Raw genomic sequence first — 16817 nt, 5'->3', positions numbered from 1 at the left:
TCCTCCCTGAGACCAGTTGCTGAAGATCACGCCGGGTGAGGGATCTTTCGACTAGCTTGCTTCCTCTGGCGGGAAATCAACGGTTGCAGTCGCGTTCGATCTGGTGTGATCTGAGATCACAGTTGCAGAAGTGCCGGCGCCGAGTCAACAGGAGACAACGAGTTCATGCCCCAGCCGCTCGACCAGCTACGCCCGGCCCGTCGGCAAACGCTTTCAGATCAGGTGCATGACACGCTGAGCGAAATGCTTCTGTCGGGCGCGCTGAGGCCGCGCGACCGGCTGTCGCTGCGGGATCTGGCAGAGCGGCTTGAGGTTTCGATGATGCCCGTGCGCGAAGCGGTGAATCGCCTCGCCGCGAGCGGCGCGCTCGAGGTCTCGCCGAAACGGGCGGTCATGGTGCCGCTGATGACGGCGGCGGAATTCGCCGACCTGACCATGGTGCGGATGCTGAACGAGGGGCAGGCGGCGCGTCTGGCCGCCGAGCGAGGCAGCAAGACCGAGATCGCGGGGGTTATCGCGCTGGCGGAACGCTTCGAAGAGGTCCTGGACAGCGCCTATGGCAGCGCCGCGGCGGTGGCGGCGAACAAGGATCTGCATTTTGCGCTCTATCGCGCGGCGGGGTCCGAGGCGTTGATGGAGGTGATCACCATGCTCTGGCTCAAGGCCGGGCCGATCATCAACTTCGACATCGGGGTGGAGGCGGGCGTGCCCTTGGAGGAGGAGATGACGCGCTCGCGAAGCCACCACTCGCGCGAACATCACCGCATGCTCTGCGAGGCGCTGCGGGCACGGGACGGGGCGGCGGCGGCGCATGCGATATCTGAGGACATCCGCCTGGCCTCGAACCTCATCCGTGCGCAGGCGGGACTGGATACGGAACACAGCAGGAGGAGGATCATTCCGTGAAACTGGAACTTGAGGGGGCGCGGGTCATCGTGACGGCCGGCGCGCAGGGCATCGGGCGGGCCATCGTCGATGCCTATCTGGCCGAGGGCGCGCAGGTCGCCACCTGCGATATCGACACGGCGGCACTGGACACATTGCCCCGAGAGGTATTCCGGCAACGCGCCGACATGGGGGATGCGGCGCAAATCGCGGATTTCATGGCGGCTGCTCTGGGGCATCTCGGCGGGCTCGACGTTCTCGTGAACAACGCCGGGATCGCGGGACCGACCAGTCCGGTGGAAGAAATCGACCCGGAAGACTGGCACAAATGCCTGGACATCTGCCTGACCGCGCAATTCCACTGCGTCCGCTACGCGGTGCCCGTCCTGCGGCAGAGCAAGAACCCCTCGATCATCAACCTGTCGTCGCTCGCCGGGCGGCTGGGATTTGCGCTGCGCACGCCCTACGCGGCGGCCAAATGGGGCGTCATCGGCTTTACCAAGTCGCTTTCCATCGAGCTTGGCAAGGACGGAATCCGTTGCAACGCCATCCTGCCAGGCATCGTGGCGGGCGACCGCCAGAGGCGCGTGCTGGAAGCCAAGGCGCAGCGCCGGGGCATCAGCTTCGAGCAGGTGGAGGCCGAGGCCTTTTCCTATACCTCGCTCAAGGAATATGTGCAGCCTGAACAGATCGCCGACCAGATCCTGTTCCTCACCAGCCCGCGCGGGCGGACGATTTCGGGGCAAGCGGTGTCGATCTGCGGCGACGGGCAGATGCTGGCGTGACGCTCCGTGTCCGCCGCCGGCACCCCGGCGGCCGGACGACACAAGGACCTTGTTGCGCCGGCGGGCTCTGCGGGCGACTTTCCCCGTGGCCCGGCGGCGCCGCCTCAGAAGGGCAAAGGACGCGCCCGGAACCGACCACACCGAAAACCGGGGCCCAAGTTTGCGCCTGTGCCCCTCCCCCAGCAGGGAGGCAACTGGCGCCTTCTGGAACACAGACCCCCGGTGCGGTCGGTTGTTTCGCTTCGGCCTCCTGGGCGCCCGCACGGGTGGATAACTGTCCCGCATGGGACGCGCGTCGCTGCCCGGCCGTGCGACGCCCTTCAGCCAGGGGAACCCTGGCCGTGTCGGATCAAAGCATCGCGAGGCTGCTTTCACGCGCGGCCCGGATATGGGCGCGCATCGCCTCTTCTGCCCCGTCGGGATTGCGCTGCTTGAGTTGCTCGACGATCTCGAAATGCTCTTTCAGCGCCTTGTCGGCGCGGCCCGGCTGCCGCGATGAGCGCAGACGGTGGATGCGCAGTTGATAATACACCTCGTTCAGCAACAGACGCTCGATATTTTCGCACTTCGACGCCTGGGCGATCGAGAAGTGAAAATCCTCGTCGGATGTGCGCTGACGATAGACGCGCTTGCCGGCGCCCTCGATCTCCGAGGAATGCCGCTGCAGCATCGCCTCCAGGCTGCGCAGCCATTTGTCGGACGCATTTTCCGCGGCGAGCCGCGCCGCCATGCCCTCCATCGCCTCGCGGAGATAGAAGAGCTGCCTGAGTTCCTCTTCGCCGAACTGGATGACCCGCACCCCGATTCTGGGCACGCGCGACACCAGACGCCCCTCGAGCCGATGAAGCGCCTCGCGGATCGGCCCGCGGCTGATGCCGAGTTGGCGGGCAAGATGCGCCTCCGATATCTTCTGCCCCGGCTCGAATTCGCCGGACGTGATCGCCTCGACCACCCTGTCGAATGCCTCGGATGCCAGCGAGGTGCTTTTTATCTGTTCCATATCTGACCTCGAAGTGGGCTGAGCCGAAAGCGCGCAAGCGTCGGCCACAAGAGTTTTCCTTCACGTCTCACTCTGCCGCAAAAGGCAAAACGCATCCGTCTCAGCACTTTACCTGCTGCACCGAGCATCTGTCGAGAAGGTAGGTTCTTGCATTTATTTCGTCAACTGTTGACAGTTTTGCAAGTGGCGCGCTACCTATTTTGCCAAAATGACACCTCAGATTTGGCCACCCAGCGGCCTTGGAGATAGAAGCTCGGCATGAAAAACACGACAAAGCTCAAGACGTTAGTGGAGCAACGGCAGGCCATCACGGTTCCGGGCGCAGCCAATGGCATGTTCGCCCGGGTGATCGAGGACCTGGGTTTTCAGGCGGTCTACGCGACCGGGGCGGGTATCGCGAACATGAGCCTGGGCGCCCCGGATGTCGGGCTGACCACCGTGACGGAAGTGGCACAGGCCGTCGCGGCAATGTCCGATGCCGTGGAACTGCCGATCATCGTGGATGCCGATACCGGCTTCGGAAATGCCGTCAACATGGTCCGCACCGTGCGCCTGCTTGAACGCGCCGGCGCCGCGGCGATCCAGATCGAGGATCAGGTCTTCCCGAAGAAATGCGGCCATTTCAGCGGCAAGGCGGTGATCCCGCAGCAGGAAATGGTCCAGAAGGTCAAGGCGGCCGTGGACACGCGGCGCGACCAGGATCTCATGATCATCGCGCGGACCGACGCGCGCGCGGTCGAGGGGCTGGACGCCGCCATCGCCCGGGCCCATGCCTATATCGAGGCCGGCGCCGACATGACCTTCGTGGAAGCGCCGCAGGATTTCGACGAACTGGCCCGCATCGGGCGCGAACTGCCGGTGCCGCAGGTGGCCAACATCGTCTTCGGCGGCAAGACGCCCGACCCCGGACGCGCCGTGTTGACCGAGAACGGATTTGCCCTGGTGCTCTATGCCAACGCCGCGCTTCAGGCGGCGCTGAAGGCGTCGCGCGAAGTGCTCGAGGCGCTGAAGACCGAGGGCACGCTGGCGCCGGTCGCCGACAGGCTGGCCTCGTTCCAGGAGCGGCAAATGACGGTGGCAAAAGCCAAATGGGACGCGCTTGAGGAGAGATACAATGACGAATGACACCAAATCCGGCGCCCGTCCGTGGGACGGCATCATCAGCGACGAGGAGAAGCGCGCCTATGCCGCCGCGGGCTTCGGAGCGCCCACCGGCATGGGCAAGCGCCCTGCCCTGCTCATCATCGACGTGCAGTACCGCACCGTCGGCACCACGCCGAAGCCGTTCTTCGAGGCGGTTAAGGAATTCCCGACCTCCTGCGGCCAGGTGGGCTGGGACGCCGTGGCCAGGATCGCCCGCCTGGTGAAGCTGTTCCGGGAGAAGGGCTGGCCGATCCTTTATCCCTATGTCGCTCCGAAGGAGAGCTTCGACGTCGGCCGGCTGGCCGAAAAGGTGCCCGCGCTGATGGGCGTTGCCGCGAAGGGTTATGAATTCGTGCCCGACGTCGCCCCGGCCGAGAACGACATTCTTCTGCCAAAGAAGCATCCCAGCGCCTTTTTCGGCACGCCGCTGACCAGCTACCTGATCGACCTCGGCGTCGATTCCCTCGTGGTGACGGGGTGCACGACAAGCGGCTGCGTCCGCGGCTCGGTCGTCGATGGCTTCGCCTACAACTTCCACATCACCGTGCCGGAAGATGCCGTCTATGACAGGTCGCGGACCTCGCACGCGGTCAACCTTTTCGACATGGCGTCGAAATATGCCGATGTCATGCCGACCGACGACGTGATCCGCACCCTCGAAAATCTGGACTGAACCGGCCGCCCGGCGTGGCGCCCGGCCTACCCTTACACGGAAACAGGTGATCCAAATGGCCAATGATGTCGATTTTCTGGTGATCGGGGCGGGGGCTTGCGGGCTGAGCGCGGCGATCGCGGCGGCGGATGCGGGGCTGAGCACCGCGATCGTCGAAAAGACCGAGAGGCCCGGCGGCAACTCGGCGCTGAGCACGGGCTCCGTCCCGGCGGCGGGCACGCGGTTCCAGAAGGAGGCCGGGATCGACGACGATGCCGCGACCTACTACCGCGACCTGATGCGGATCGCGGGCGAAACCGACGATCCCGCCCTGGTCCGCCGCATGACCGAGGTATCGGCCGAGACGGTGGAATGGCTGGTCGATGCGGTGCAGGCCCGCATCGAGCTTGTCACCGCTTACAAACACATCGGCCATTCGGTGCCCCGCCTGCACGCGCCGAAATCGCGCCGCGGCGCGGATCTGGTCGACGACCTGCTGCGCGCGGCGGAGGAGCGGGGCATTCCGCTCGCGGTCGGCAACCGGGTGAAACATCTCATCGTCGAGGACGGCGCGGTGAAAGGCGCGGTCGTGGATACCGGCGACGGCCAGGACGTGGAGATCCGCGCCGCGGCCACGCTGCTGGCGCTCAACGGATTCGGCGCCAATCGCAGCCTCGTGGCGCGGTTCTGCCCCGAGATCGCCGGGGCGCAGTATTTCGGCGCGCAAGGCTCCGACGGGGAGGCCGTCGAGTGGGGCGAGATGCTCGGGGCGCGGCTGGACAACATGGCCGCCTATCAGGGCTATGCCGCGGTCGCCGATCCGCATGGCAGCATCCTGTCCTGGACCACGATCGAAAAGGGCGGCGTGCTGCTGGGGGAAAACGGCGAACGGTTCGGCGACGAAAGCCTCGGTTACTCAGGCTTTGCGAAACACGTTCTGGCGCAGGGGCAACATGCCTATGCGATCTTCGACCAGCGCATCTTCGACATCGCGATGCAGGAAGAGGAATTCGCCGAACTGCACGCACATGGCGGCCTGAAGACCGGCGCCAGCGTGGCCGAGGCCGCGGCGGCCCAGGGGCTGAACGACGAAGCGGCCCAGGCCGCTGTCGATGCCTATAACGACGCGGCCCGCGCGGGCGGGCCGGATGCGTTCGGGCGGCAGGATTTCGGCCTCGCCCCGCTGCAAGGGCCCTTCTACTCCTGCCGCGTGGTCCCTGCCCTGTTCCACACCCAGGGCGGGCTGCATGTCACCGCCGATGCCCGCGTGCTGAAAGAGGACGGCACCGCCGTTCCCGGCCTCTTCGCCGGCGGCGGCGCGGCGGCCGGGATCAGCGGACGCGCGGGCGCGACGGGCTATGCGTCCGGCAACGGCCTGCTGACGGCCATCGCGCTCGGACGGCTCGCGGCGCTGGCGGCGGCCGACGACCTCGGGGCCGCCGCCACATGACATTGCTCACCGACCTCCTTGACCGTATCGACGCCATCGGCGCGCTGCCCCCCGAGGTGGAGGCTTGTGCCGCAAACCATATCCTCGACATCACGGGAGTGGCGATCGCGGCGGCCAGCACGAAGGTCGGCGCGCCCTGGAGGGCCTATGGCGAGACGGCGTTGATCCCGGACGGACCCGCCACGATCCTCGGCATGAGCGGCGGCGCGCGCCCTGCCGAGGCGGCGCTGGTCAACGGCGGGCTGATGCACAGCCTGGAGTATGACGACACGCACACCGCATCCATCGTGCACGGCAGCTCCGTGCTGGCCTCGACCGCGCTTGCGGTCGCCGAAGCCGAGGGCAGCAGTGGGCGCGAGATGCTGCGCGCCTACGCGATCTGGTACGAGGTGCTGATCCGGCTGGGCCTCTCCGCGGCCGGAGGGTTCCAGAACCGCGGCTTCCAGGTCACGTCGGTCGGCGGCGCGCTCTGCGCGGCGGGCATCGCGGCGCAGTTGCGCGGGCTCAGCCGCGGCGACAGGGCAGCCGCGGTGGGCATCGCGCTGAGCCAGGCCTCGGGCGTCTTCGCCTTTCTGTCGAACGGCGCCACGGTCAAGTCGATGCATCCGGGATGGGCCGCGCATTCGGGCATCAAGGCCGCCGACCTCGCCGCGGCCGGGATCAGCGGCCCCGACAGGCCCTTCGAGGACGTGTTCGGCCTCTTCGCGGTCTTCGCCGGCGATCGCGGGGCCGCGGAACGGTTCGGCGGGCATCTCGGCGATCTGGGCCGGACATGGCATCTGCCAGCGGCCGCCTACAAGTTCCTGCCCTGCTGCCACTATATCCACCCTTTCGTGGAAGCCGCCGAAAATCTCGCCGAGCAGGGCATCGCGCCCGCAGACATCGAAGAGATAAGCTTTGGCGTTCCCGCGGGGGCAGCCGCGATCATTTGCGAGCCCTGGGACGAGAAATGCCGCGCCACGGGACACCAGGCGCGCTGGAGCCTGCCGGTGGTCGTCGCGATGCAGCTTGTCGATGGGCAGGTGGGCCTGGACAGTTTCGACCGCGCCCCCGCCCCCGACGTGCACCGCCTGGCCACCCGGTCGCGCTGGGAGCCGCTGGCCGACAGCGCCTTCCCGGCGAAATTCGACGCCGCGCTGCGCCTTCGCCTGACATCGGGCGAGATGCGGGAGAGGCGGATCGAGGATGTCTACGGCAATGCCTCGCGGCCGGCCTCGGACGCGGCAATCGCCAACAAGTTCACTACCAACATATCGCGGCAGGCGGCAGCGGAAGATGCCGCGCGTCTGGGCAAGGCACTGCGCGGCATCGCGCAGCTGTCCGACCTCGGGCCCGTGACGCGCCTGCTGCGGTCCGCATCGGCAAGGGAGCAAGAGAAATGACCTATGACCTCGTCATCACCGGCGCCGAGGCGATCATGCCCGGAACCGGCCGGACACGCTGCGACATCGCGGTAAAGGACGGCAAGATCGCCGCGATCCTGGCCGCGGGCACAGCGGTGGCGGCCACCGAAACGCTGGACGCCACCGGCAAGATCGTGATGCCCGGCGTGATCGACGCCCATCTGCATCTGGGCCACGGCAAGGACATCTCGCGTCCCCGCGTGCCCGGGGACGCGGACCGGGAAACCGCATCCGCCGCGATCGGCGGCGTGACCTGCATGATCCCCTATCTGATGAACTCGGGCCCCTATGAGGACATCTTCAGGGAGGTCGTCGAGATCACCGAGGCCGGCGCGCGCATCGACTTCGGCTATCATTTCATCATCTCGACCGAGGATCAGCTTGCCGGGGTGCCGACCTATATCAACGAATACGGCGCGCCGACGCTGAAGATCTTCATGAACAACCGCGGCGGCGAGGGCGAGCGGCTCGGGCTGCCCGACATCGACGACGGATACCTTTTCCGGCTGGCCGAAGTCGCCGCGCGGCACGGCGGCATGGTCAACCCGCATCCCGAGACCATCGAGGTCGCCTGGGTGCTGCGCGAACGCGCGATGCAGAGCGATCCCGAGGGCAAGGGCGGGCTGGCCGCATGGGACGCGACGCGCCCCGGCTTCGTCGAGGCCGACGCGGTGCAGCGCGCGGCCTATCTGGTGAACAAGGCGGGCGCGCCGCTCTATGTGGTGCACACCTCCTCCGCCGACGCGCTGGAGGCCGCGCTGGTCCGGCGCAAGGCGGGCGACACGGTCTATCTGGAGACCTGCCCGCATTATCTGACCCACGACACCGGCTGGAGCGGCGGCGCGGTCGGCAAGATCAATCCTCCGCTGCGCGGCGCCGCGGACCGAGAGCGCCTTTGGCAGGCGATCTTCGACGGGGATATCGACACGGTGGCGACCGACCATGTGCACCGCGACATCTCCTCCAAGGAGGGCGGCATCTGGAAGGCTTCGCCGGGATGCCCGGGCATGGAAACGCTGCTGCCGGTCATGCTGAGCGAAGGGCATCACGCCCGCGGACTGCCGCTGGAGCGCATCGCCGCGCTGCTGTCGGAGAACCCGGCGCGCCTGATGGGCCTGTCGCATTGCAAGGGGAGCATCGCGCCTGGACTGGACGCCGACCTCGTGGTCGTGGACCTGCACGCCGAACGCACGCTGACGCGCGAAGATGTCGTCTCCTCGGCCGGTTACTCCATCTACGAGGGATGGACGCTGCGCGGCCGGATCGAGCACACCTTCCTGCGCGGCGCGGCCGTCGTGAGGGATGGCGCGCTCGTCGAGGGCACGCAGGGCCACGGCCGCTATGTCCCCCGCAAGCTGGTGAAGTGAATGACCTCCGATGCATCCCTGCTGCCCCGGATCGCGGTGATCGGCTGCGGCGGCACGATCTCGACCCTCTCGTCCGGTCCGTTCGACTACCTCGACTATCCCGAAAGCGGCACCAAGCTCTCCGCTGAGGAAGTGATCGCCCACATGCCCCAGCTGGGCGTTCTCGCCCGCCTCGAACCGCTGCCATTCCGCGAGATCGGCTCCAGCAAGATGGCGCCGCAGGACTGGTGCGAACTGACCGCCACCATCACCCAGGCCCTCGCCGAGGATCCGGAACTTGCCGGGGTGGTGGTGCTCCACGGCACCGCGACGCTGGAGGAGACGGCCTATTTCCTCGACCTGACCCTCGACACCGACAGACCGGTGGTTGTGGTCGGCGCACAGCGCCCCCTTCACACCGTAGGCAGCGACGCCATCGCCAATGCCGCGGCGGCGGTCCGCGTGGCGGCGGCCGCACAAAGCCGGGGGCGCGGCGTGCTGGTGGTCCTGAACGACGAGATCCATGCCGCGCGCGACGTGACCAAAGGCTCCACCTACCGGGTGCATGCCTTTGCCTCCGGTGTCTACGGCCCTCTGGGCGTGGTCGATGCCGACCGCGTGGTGTTCATGCGCCGATCCGAGCGGCGCCGGCCGCGCGGTCTGTTTGCGGTGTCCGCCGACACGGCACTGCCGCGCGTCGATGTGCTCTATGCCTGCGCGGGGGTCGATGGAACCTTCGTCCGCGCCAGCCTCGCGGCCGGCGCCCGCGGACTGGTTTCGGCGGGCTTCGCACCGGGCATGACGGCGCCGCGCGAACGCGAGGCGCTGAACGTCGCCGCGCGGCAAGGCGTGGCCATCGTCCAGTGCAGCCGGGTCGGCGCCGGCCGGGTGGCGCGGCGGCAGGTGCTGCGCCGGGACGGCTGGATCGCGGGCGACGATCTGACCCCGCAGAAGGCGCGCGTCCTACTGATGCTCGGCCTGACGAAAACCTCCGACCCCGAGACGCTCCAACGCTATTTCGAGGATTACTGACATGGAACTCCGTCACCACGATCGTTACGACTACATCCCCCTGCCCGAGCGCACGGACTACACTTGGCCCGGCGGCAAGCGCCTGGCGCTCTGCGTCTGCAACAACCTTGAGATTTTCGGCTACCGGGAAGGGCTCGGCAGCGACAGCGCGGTGCTGAACGCGCCGCAGACCCACCGCAACTTCGCCTGGCGCGACTACGGCAACCGGGTCGGCCAATGGTATCTCTTCGACCTGCTGGACGAGCTGGGCCTTCCGGCGTCGCACAATTCGAACTCCGGCCTGCTGAGGGCCTATCCCCAGCTCCTTGAGCGGATCCGGCAGCGCGGGGACGAGGTGGTTGGCCACGGCCGCACCAACGGGGAGCGTCAGGACGTGCTGGACGAGGCCAGCGAACGGCAGCTCATCGCCGAGGCGACCGCCGAGTTCATCGAGACGCTGGGCTATCAGCCGAAGGGCTGGATGGGCCCCTATTTCGCGCAAAGCGAGGTCACGCTCGATCTGCTGGAGGAAGCCGGATACAAGTTCATGCTGGACTGGCCGGCCGACGACCAGCCCTTCTGGATGCGGACGCGGGCCGGACGCATCATGTCGGTGCCCTATTCGGTCGAGCTCAACGACTCTCCGTCGCTGGTCTTCCGTCAGGAAAGCATGATGTCCTTCGAACGCATGATCGTGGACCAGTTCGACGAGATGCTGCACCAGTCGGCGAAATATCCGCTGGTCTTCACCGTGGTCCTGCACCCCTTCGTCATCGGTCACCCCTACCGGCTCCGCGCGCTGCGCCGGGCGCTGCAGCATGTCCTCGCCCACCGCGACGATCTGTGGATCACGACCGTCGGCGGCGTCCATGACTATTGCGCGTCGCTTCCCGACGGGGTGATCCCGGGCGCCTGAGCGCGGCGCGCTCAATCGGCGGTGGCGCGAACGGCGTAGAGGCGACGCCGGTAGCGCCCCCAGCCCTCGGTCGTTTCGGCGTCATAGCCGGCCGCGATGCCGATCCCGCGTTCGGCCTCGATCCGGAAATGCGCCGCGATCGCCTCGCGCAGGGCGCGCGCGGGAAGCGGAGTGAACGGCCCCTGAAGCGGCACCTGTCCCCGGCTTTCGCTCTGCCGCCATTCAAGCCCGTATCGGGACGTCATGTTCCGGCTGCTGGCCAGCAGGGCGCCGCCCGGCTTCAGCACGCGCCGCGCCTCTTTCAGGATGCCGCCGAGGTCCGGCACCTGTTCCAGCGATTGCGGAAAATAGACCGCGTCAAGCGCACCGTCCGCGAAGGGCAGCCTGCCATCCTGGCTCAGCAGGAAATCGGTCTGCGGCTGCGCGCAGCCCTCCTGCTTCAGGCGTTCGCGGATGAAATCCAGGTTGTTGACCGAAAGCTCGACGACGCTCAGCCGTGCGCCGGGCGCCAGGCGACGCCGCAATTCCACCGTCGAGGTGCCGCCCCAAGCCATGAACTCGGCCACATGGGCGCCGGTGGCCAAGCAAGGCAGCATCGACAACTCGCGCGCGAAGGCGTCGGCGTTGCGCCGGGATGCGAAGACGCCCGCGGTCGGCGACTTGGCCCACACCGAGTAGCCGCGAAAATCGGCAAGCTGTTCCCACGACCACGCCCGCGGATCCCACTGCGCGAAGGGATTGTCGTCGTTGCTGATTCGCTCCATCGGGTAGGAGGGCGCGGGTTTGACGGGGTAGATCGTGGCGGCGGGGCGCTCGAACCGGTCGAAAGACATGATGACATCGGCGGCGCGGCGCGGCGCCTTGATGGCGGGCGCGCCCGGCGCGGCGCGGCCGATGGCGATGGCGCCCTGGATTTCGAAGATCTCCGGCACGCCCAGCATCTCGCGCAGCGCCGCGTGATCGCCGATGCCGGCATTCCAGATCGACGCGAAGCCGCGCAGATGCGCGCTGAGGATCATGTGATAGGCGGCGGCGGCCACCGACTGGACCACCGAGTGGTTGCGATGCGCCCACCCCTTCTGGAAACACAGGTAAATCAAGGCGCTGCATTCGGAGAAATGCGGATTTCCCCCCGCGATGTCCCGGGCGTGACGCAGTTTTTCGCGATCGGTGACGATCACGAAATGCCATTGCTGCTGGTTGCACGACGACGGCGCCTGTGTGCCGTCGATGACGATCTGCCGAAGGGTCTCGACCGCGATCGCGCTCCCGTCGAAGACCCGGCAGGAATGGCGCGATGCCAATTCCTTGAGCATCTCGGCCGCCTGAAGCGACTTTTCCTTCTGCTCTCCATGCACCTCGTAAACCACAGGCTTTCCCTTTCCGATTGCCGCTTTCGATTTATTGACAGGCAGGACTCGAAATGTAAACTGTTGACAGGTTGCAGGTCACAAAGCCAGTCTCTCCGAGGCAGCTTTGAACTGCATCGAAAGCTCCGCAAGCACAGCAGGACGGGGCCGCATACTGAAACAAGGATCGGAACAAATGACACTCAACAGGTTGGTTTTCTTGGGCGCCGTCGCCGCTGCGTCCCTCGCCGCGGCGGGCGCGCAGGCGCAGGAGTTTCGGCTGAACTGGGGGCACTATCTGTCGAACGGCCCCTTCTTGCAGGTCGAGCAGGAATTCATCGACGCCGTCGAAGAGCGCTCTGAGGGCCGCGTCGAATTCAACGTCGTCTATTCCGGCGGCCTGGGGTCGGGCGGCGAACTGCTGACCCTGGCGGGCCGGGGCGCCATCGACATGGCGGCGGTGGTACCGGGCTATTACGCGGACCAGCTGCTTTTCGCCAAGGCGCTTCAGATCCCGTTCGTCTTCGACTCCCCGAGAGAGGCGATCAAGGTCGCGGAATACTCCTACGCGGAGATCCCGGCCTTCCAGGAAGAGCTCAAGACCCTCCGGGTCCGCCGTCTGTTCCACCAGCCGCTCGGCTCCTACTACATGGCCGGGGCCGACGACAGTTGCGCGACGCTCGAGGGGATCAAGGGCAAGAAGGTGCGGACCTTCGGCTCGGACATCCCGCTGATGATGGATGCGGTTGGCGCGGTGCCGCAGTCCGTGCCCGCCGGCGACCAGTACGAAGCGCTTGAGCGCGGCACCCTCGACTACGCCTTTGTCAACATGGGCAACATCGAGGCCTACCGCCTGTATGAACCCGGCCCGAACATGTGTGGCCCGGCGCTGTCCATGGCCGGCCACATGGTCGTGATCGGCGAGCGCGCGTGGCAGCGCCTGCCCCAAGACATTCAGGACATCATCAGCGACGAGGCCGCGAAGGCGCAGCAGCGCTATGTTGAATGGGTGGATGAAAGCGAAGCCGCCGCAGCGGAACGCGTGAAGGCCGCAGGCGCCAACGTCACGACCTACTCCGCCGAGCAACTGGCGACCTGGCAAGCCGCCGCGCCGGATCTGCTGGCGAAATGGGTCGAAGAGCTGAAAGGCCGCGGCCGCGGCGAGGAAGCCGTCGCCACCGCCGCGAAATGGCGTGAGCTGACGGCTGACTGACACGCCCATTGAAAATGCATGGTCGCAGGTGGAGATTGCGCCTGCGACCTTCATGAGGGGCTGACATGCTCGCAACGACCCAACGTTTCATAGAACGCCTGGCGTTTCTCACCGTTCTTCTCGGCGGCCTCGGCCTGTTGATCTCGATGTTCCTCGGCATGGGGGATGTCGTCGGTTCGCTTTTCGACAATCCGCTGCCCGGCGCGCTGGAAGTGACCGAGAGCACGATGGTCCTTATCGTCTTTGGCGGTCTGGCCTACGCGCAGATCCGGCAGCGTCACCTCCGCGTCGAACTGGCCTACCTGAAGGCAGGCCCCAAGATGCGCTCGGTCATGGACATCATCGCCTCACTGAGCGGCGTCACCTTCTTTTGCCTGATGGTCTGGCAGGGCTTCAACGAGGCGTTGTTCAGCTACACGATCTCGGAGGCAACGTCGGGTCTCGTGCGTTTCCCGCTCTACCCGGCGCGGTTCGCGCTGGTGCTGGGGGCCTCTCTGCTCGTGGTGCAGCTCGTCTTCGACCTGGTCCGGGATATCGTGAACTTCGGCGTCGACAAGGATTTCGAACTCGGTTGATCGCGCCTCGCGCCCGCATGCGCCCATCCGCGATCCCGCAACTTCACAGCGAAAAGGTCACAACCAGTGCTCGACCCGGTCACGGCATTTCTCATCGTCATAGCCCTTGTGGCTTTCCTTCTCGTCGCCGGCGCGCATATCGGCGTGTCGCTGGGCCTGGGGGGTCTTCTGGGCATGTATCTTTCCATCGGCCCGGATGCCGCGCTGGCCCAGCTTGCCACGGTCCCCTTCAGCACGACGAATTCCTTCACGCTGGCGGTGATCCCGCTGTTCATCCTGATGGGATCGCTCGCCACGCAGGCCGGGTTGACCTCGGAACTCTACACCGCCGCCTACAACTGGGTGTCGCGCCTGCCCGGCGGGCTGGCGATGACCACCACCATCGCCTCGGCGGCCTTCGGGGCGGCCTCGGGGTCGACCATCGTCAACGCCGCCGTCTTCACCCGCATGGCGATGCCCGAGATGACCAAGCTCGGCTACAGCAAACGTCTCAGCGCGGGCGCGATCGCGGCCTCGGGCACGCTGGCGGCCATGATCCCGCCCAGCGTGCTGATGGTCATCTACGCCATCATCACCGAGCAATCCGTGGGTCTCCTGCTGATGGCCGGGCTGGTGCCCGGCATCCTGACCGCGCTGGTCTTCCTGATCGGCATCTACGTCATGGTGCGCCGCAAACCCGAAATCGCCCCGGTGCCGCGCGATCCGATCCCCATGTCGGAAAAGATCGGATCGCTCAAGAACGTCTGGGGCATCGTCGTTCTGTTCACGCTGGTGATCGGAGGCATCTATGGCGGCTTCTTCGTGCCGACCTATGCCGGGGCGGTCGGCGCCTTCGGCGCCTTCGTGATCGTGGTGCTGAAACGCCGCGCCAAGGGGCCGGTAATGGCCGAAACCTTCCGCGACGCGGTGGTGACCAGCGCGACGATCTTCACCGTCATCATCGGCGGGATGCTGTTCGCGCGCTTTCTTACCTATACCGGCCTGGTGTCCACCGTTTCGGAAACCGTCCTGGCCTTCGGCCTGCCGCCCTTCGCCTACCTTCTGGCCTTCGCGCTGCTGTTCCTCGTCCTGGGAATGTTCATCGAGCCGATCGCGATCATGATCATGACGCTCCCGGTGATGTTCCCGGTGATGACCGAGGTCGGTTACGATCCGGTGTGGCTGGGGGTGATCGCCGTTAAGATGGCCGAAATCTCGCTGATCACGCCGCCGGTCGGGCTGAACGTCTATGTGGTGCGAAGCGCCTCGCCGGTGCCGCTGCAACTGGGCGACGTTTTCAGCGGCGTGGCGCCCTTCATCCTGATGGAGGGGCTGATCCTGATCCTGCTGATCCTCTTCCCCGAGATCGTTACCTTCCTGCCGTCGATGGCCCAATGATGCCCGCCGCCAGAGAGGAGAGCGCGATGACCGAAAGCGCGAAACAGCACGCCCTCGCCCGATCCGTCGCGCAGTTGACGGACTGGAGCACCCGCCTGCGCTGGCAGGAGGTGCCCGCCGATATCCGGCGCCGCGCCGCCCTGATCTTCCTGGACGATTTTGCCGCGATGGTCGCAGCGCGCGACGAACCCGAGTTGATCGCGCTGCGCCGCCAGATCGAGCTGCACGCCGGGCCCGGCGAAGCCACGGTATTCGACGGCGGCGCGCGGCGGGTCGATCGGTATTCGGCCGCGCTCGGGAATGGCACGGCGGCGGACTGGTGCGAACTCGATGGCGGCTATCGCCCGGTGGTCTGCCACGCCGCGCTCTACTGCATCCCGGCGATCCTGGCCGAGGCCGAGGCGAGCGGAAAGAGACTCGACGAGATGCTCCTGGCGCTGCTTGTCGGCTACGAAACGGTTGCGAGGGTCGCCAACGCCTTCGCCTTCCCCGCGCTCAGACTTCACCCGCACGGCGGACTTGCCACCATCGGCGCCGCCGCCGCGATCGCCCGCCTGCGCGGGCTCGACGCGGAACGGGCCGCGGCCGCCATAGGCTCGGCCGCGACGATGGTTCTGCCCGGCCCCTTCGGCCATGCGGTCGAGGGGGCCCTGATCCGCAATGTCTGGCCGGGGATTTGCGCGCAGAACGGCATCCGCGCGGCGGATTGGGCGCAGATCGGGATTACCGGCACGCCCTCCAGCCTGTTCGAGGTTCTGGCAGGCATCCTGAATGCGGAGTGTGTGCCGGAGGCGCTGACCGGCCGCCTCGGCACGGAATGGGCCGTCACGAAGGGCTACCACAAGATGCACGCCTGTTGCCAATACGGCCACTCCACAGTCGAGGCGGCACTCGAAGCGATCCGGGAAACCGGCCCCCTCCCGGCCGGCGCGGTCCGCTCGATTCGCGTGGAAACCCATGAAAAGGGCCGTAAACTGGACAATCCGGCCCCCGCCACCACGCTGGCCGCGAAATTCTCGACCCAGCATATCGCGGCGGCGACGGTGGCCTACGGACATGCGGGTGCTGCGGCGTTTCACGCCGGCACCCTGACCGACAGCGGCATGTCGCGCCTTCGGGAGACGGTCAGCATCGCCCCCTACCTGCCCGAGTTGCCAGCACCCAACGACCGCCCCGCGCGTGTGACGATCACGCTTGAGGACGGACGCAGCCTGCGTGGCGAGTGCCTGAGCGCGCGCGGCGGCGAGGATCGCCCCTTTTCCGCCGAAGAAATCGTGGAGAAGGCCCGCGGCAACCTGGACGGCGCCTATCCCAAGGCGGCCGATATCCTTGCGCCACTTCAGGAGGAAGATGCGGAAATGCCCTCGATGGATTGGGCGACCCTCGTGAAGGCATTCAGCACCAGCTGAAGCAGAACAGCGGCGCATTTCAAAAGGTCCGAGGAGGGCTGGGAGTTCAACCACCCTCCTGTCCGTAGTGACCGGCCAGGGGATTGCCATCCAGCCGGCACCAGAGCCGACGGGGTTGACGCGCCCCCACGCCTAGGTGGAGCAGCCGACCTCCGCGCGGCGCTTTCCGTTTGCCGGGTGCGCAGGTCGATTGCGGTTAGCGGGTGACCTGCCCCCCACGAAGTCCCGCACCATGATGTAGAGTCTGCTCAACCCTGAAGGAGCAGACGAATGCGAAAGAGCCGTTTCACCGAGGCGCAGATT

General features: G+C 66.7%; 15 protein-coding genes. 13 read left to right on the top strand and 2 right to left on the bottom strand.

Annotated features, from left to right (window positions below):
- Window positions 1-165 precede the first annotated feature (165 nt).
- Together KCI33_RS15390 and KCI33_RS15385 are read left to right on the top strand one after the other, a co-directional pair.
- A complete protein-coding gene (locus tag KCI33_RS15390) occupies window positions 166-906 on the top strand; it encodes a GntR family transcriptional regulator (protein WP_212525694.1) in 741 nt (246 codons plus the stop codon).
- Entirely contained in the window at window positions 903-1670 is a 768-nt protein-coding gene (locus KCI33_RS15385; RefSeq protein WP_212525693.1) for an SDR family oxidoreductase, read from the top strand. The genes KCI33_RS15390 and KCI33_RS15385 overlap by 4 nt, the downstream gene beginning before the upstream one ends.
- A gap of 349 nt (window positions 1671-2019) precedes the next feature.
- On the opposite strand, the gene KCI33_RS15380 is transcribed toward KCI33_RS15385, so the two are convergent.
- The gene (locus KCI33_RS15380; protein ID WP_212525692.1) at window positions 2020-2718 is read right to left on the bottom strand and encodes a GntR family transcriptional regulator; all 699 of its coding nucleotides are present in this window, start codon (window positions 2716-2718) and stop codon (window positions 2020-2022) included.
- A 210-nt stretch (window positions 2719-2928) separates the two neighbouring features.
- On the opposite strand from KCI33_RS15380, the gene KCI33_RS15375 reads away from it, so the two are divergent.
- The 7 genes from KCI33_RS15375 to KCI33_RS15345 are packed head-to-tail and all read left to right on the top strand — an operon-like array spanning window position 2929 to window position 10591.
- A complete protein-coding gene (locus tag KCI33_RS15375) occupies window positions 2929-3795 on the top strand; it encodes an oxaloacetate decarboxylase (protein ID WP_212525691.1) in 867 nt (288 codons plus the stop codon).
- The gene (locus KCI33_RS15370; RefSeq protein ID WP_212525690.1) at window positions 3785-4486 is read left to right on the top strand and encodes an isochorismatase family protein; all 702 of its coding nucleotides are present in this window, start codon (window positions 3785-3787) and stop codon (window positions 4484-4486) included. The genes KCI33_RS15375 and KCI33_RS15370 overlap by 11 nt, the downstream gene beginning before the upstream one ends.
- Before the next feature lie 55 nt (window positions 4487-4541).
- Window positions 4542-5915, top strand: a complete 1374-nt coding sequence (locus KCI33_RS15365) for an FAD-dependent oxidoreductase (RefSeq protein WP_212525689.1) — start codon at window positions 4542-4544, stop codon at window positions 5913-5915.
- Complete coding sequence (locus tag KCI33_RS15360) at window positions 5912-7297, top strand: MmgE/PrpD family protein (protein ID WP_212525688.1); 1386 nt, start codon at window positions 5912-5914, stop codon at window positions 7295-7297. The genes KCI33_RS15365 and KCI33_RS15360 overlap by 4 nt, the downstream gene beginning before the upstream one ends.
- Window positions 7294-8685, top strand: a complete 1392-nt coding sequence (locus KCI33_RS15355; RefSeq protein WP_212525687.1) for an amidohydrolase family protein — start codon at window positions 7294-7296, stop codon at window positions 8683-8685. Before KCI33_RS15360 ends, KCI33_RS15355 begins: the two co-directional genes overlap by 4 nt.
- Window positions 8686-9696, top strand: coding sequence for an asparaginase (locus KCI33_RS15350; protein ID WP_212525686.1), 1011 nt, complete (start codon window positions 8686-8688; stop codon window positions 9694-9696). It abuts the gene before it with no gap.
- 1 nt (window position 9697) lies between these two features.
- On the top strand, window positions 9698-10591 hold the full coding sequence (locus tag KCI33_RS15345; RefSeq protein WP_212525685.1) for a polysaccharide deacetylase family protein: 894 nt from the start codon (window positions 9698-9700) through the stop codon (window positions 10589-10591).
- A gap of 11 nt (window positions 10592-10602) precedes the next feature.
- On the opposite strand, the gene KCI33_RS15340 is transcribed toward KCI33_RS15345, so the two are convergent.
- Window positions 10603-11961 (bottom strand): nitroreductase family protein, encoded by a 1359-nt coding sequence (locus KCI33_RS15340; RefSeq protein WP_212525684.1) that lies wholly within the window; start codon window positions 11959-11961, stop codon window positions 10603-10605.
- Window positions 11962-12136: 175 nt separating this feature from the next.
- Here KCI33_RS15340 and dctP point away from each other — a divergent pair, with 175 nt between their 5' ends.
- The 4 genes from dctP to KCI33_RS15320 all read left to right on the top strand — a co-directional run bounded on the left by dctP (window position 12137) and on the right by KCI33_RS15320 (window position 16514).
- Window positions 12137-13153, top strand: coding sequence for a TRAP transporter substrate-binding protein DctP (dctP, locus tag KCI33_RS15335; RefSeq protein WP_212525683.1), 1017 nt, complete (start codon window positions 12137-12139; stop codon window positions 13151-13153).
- A 65-nt stretch (window positions 13154-13218) separates the two neighbouring features.
- Window positions 13219-13728: a TRAP transporter small permease gene (locus KCI33_RS15330; RefSeq protein ID WP_212525682.1), complete on the top strand. Its 510-nt coding sequence runs from the start codon at window positions 13219-13221 to the stop codon at window positions 13726-13728.
- Between the two features lie 66 nt (window positions 13729-13794).
- Window positions 13795-15105, top strand: a complete 1311-nt coding sequence (locus KCI33_RS15325; protein WP_212525681.1) for a TRAP transporter large permease — start codon at window positions 13795-13797, stop codon at window positions 15103-15105.
- Between the two features lie 26 nt (window positions 15106-15131).
- Window positions 15132-16514: an MmgE/PrpD family protein gene (locus KCI33_RS15320; RefSeq protein WP_212525680.1), complete on the top strand. Its 1383-nt coding sequence runs from the start codon at window positions 15132-15134 to the stop codon at window positions 16512-16514.
- Window positions 16515-16817 lie beyond the last annotated feature (303 nt).

It is taken from the genome of Actibacterium sp. MT2.3-13A (assembly GCF_018139985.1).
Classification (GTDB): domain Bacteria; phylum Pseudomonadota; class Alphaproteobacteria; order Rhodobacterales; family Rhodobacteraceae; genus JAGSOU01.
This window is presented reverse-complemented; position numbering and strand designations above follow the sequence as displayed.